Raw genomic sequence first — 562 nt, 5'->3', positions numbered from 1 at the left:
ACGGTTGTTCGTGATGTTGGTGAATTTGCTGTGAGAGGTGGAATACTTGATATTTTTTCTCCCGTTGATGTTGAACCTTTACGGCTTGATTTTTTTGGGGATACTCTAGAAACTATCCGTGTATTTGATTCAGAAACGCAAAGAACAACAAATAAAAGAACAGAATTTTTATTACACTCGATGAGTGAGGTTGTTCTTACACCTGAATGCGTAAGCCGATTTAAAAGCAATTATATCGCTACATTTGGTATATTACAAAAAAATAACATGCTTTATCAAGCAATTTCTCAATGACGGCGTTTTTCCGGTAGGGAACATTGGCTCCCGTTTTTTTATGAGAATCTTGACAGCTTTTTTGACCATTGTGGTGATTTACCTGTTGTTTTTGAGCATCTCACTGAAGAAGTGCTCATTGAGCGTTATCGTCTTATTGAAGATTATTATGATGCGCGCAAGGAGCGTGAAAATGATAAAGAAAGCTCTACTTCTTATCATCCAATAAAGCCTAGCCTTCTCTATTTAAAACCAGAGCATATTTTAGAGCGTACACAACAATCTGGAC

Annotated in this window: 1 pseudogene; it reads left to right on the top strand. The window is 36.8% G+C overall.

From position 1 onward, the window contains the following. Nucleotides 1-562, top strand: a pseudogene (locus ACFIJP_RS09680) (transcription-repair coupling factor); the annotation flags it as partial.

The sequence above is a fragment of the Bartonella sp. MU37NMGALS genome (genome assembly GCF_042194015.1).
GTDB classification, from domain to species: domain Bacteria; phylum Pseudomonadota; class Alphaproteobacteria; order Rhizobiales; family Rhizobiaceae; genus Bartonella; species Bartonella grahamii.
This window is presented reverse-complemented; position numbering and strand designations above follow the sequence as displayed.